At 38.9% G+C, this 650-nt stretch carries 2 protein-coding genes; both read left to right on the top strand.

From position 1 onward, the window contains the following. Nucleotides 1-194 (top strand): hypothetical protein (locus tag BN1128_RS26005; protein ID WP_042866500.1); only part of this gene is annotated, 194 nt, incomplete at its 5' end. Continuing rightward, nucleotides 191-610, top strand: a complete 420-nt coding sequence (locus tag BN1128_RS04160; RefSeq protein ID WP_042866499.1) for a hypothetical protein — start codon at nucleotides 191-193, stop codon at nucleotides 608-610. The genes BN1128_RS26005 and BN1128_RS04160, both read left to right, overlap by 4 nt. Nucleotides 611-650: the final 40 nt, after the last annotated feature.

The raw sequence follows: 650 nt of genomic DNA, 5'->3' as shown, positions 1-650 counted from the left end.
TTACAAAGGGTCTAGTTAGTCTAGGTGTTGCAAGTCTTGCAGTTGTAATGGTTCCCGCGACTGCTGGCATTGTTGTCACAGGATTTGTATTCGCAATATCCTCCTTCTTTACAGGTAAACTCTTGGACTACCTTGATAATCAATATGGATATTCGGAAACGTTAACGAATGAAATCAAGGGAGTTCTTGAGTGAATTACTTAAGGATAGTTTTCTTTGGGGCTTTTCTTTCCGCTAGTGTGTTCTTTGGCTGGGATATCTTAGAGCAAGCTTTTGGCGAGCAACGAGAAGTGTACGTTATAGATGGCATCCTAAATTACTGGGCTGTTTTTGGTGGTTTTTTAGTTAGCCTTATCATTATTGTTTATTGCTTGGCTGAAATATTAAAAAGAAATCTATCAGCGAAGTTCTTGAATGTAAGCGCGATAATAAGTTGTGTGATAATTTCACCGATAATATCCATTGCTTTGAGAGAGGTAGTCTTTCATAGAGCAAATGATTATGTGAAGTGTGAGCGACTGAGTAAACTTAGCTCCCGTTATTCCAGTCAAACATATGCTGTGAATAATGAAGTGTGTGTAGAGCTTGAGGAAAAGAAAAAGGGCACCTAATGGTGCCCTTTTGTTTTCACTGGGTTTCGTTGTGTTATCC

The organism is Aeromonas piscicola, assembly GCF_000820005.1.
Classification (GTDB): domain Bacteria; phylum Pseudomonadota; class Gammaproteobacteria; order Enterobacterales; family Aeromonadaceae; genus Aeromonas; species Aeromonas piscicola.
Note: the sequence above shows the minus strand (reverse complement) of the source record. Positions and strands in the feature narration are given on the sequence as shown.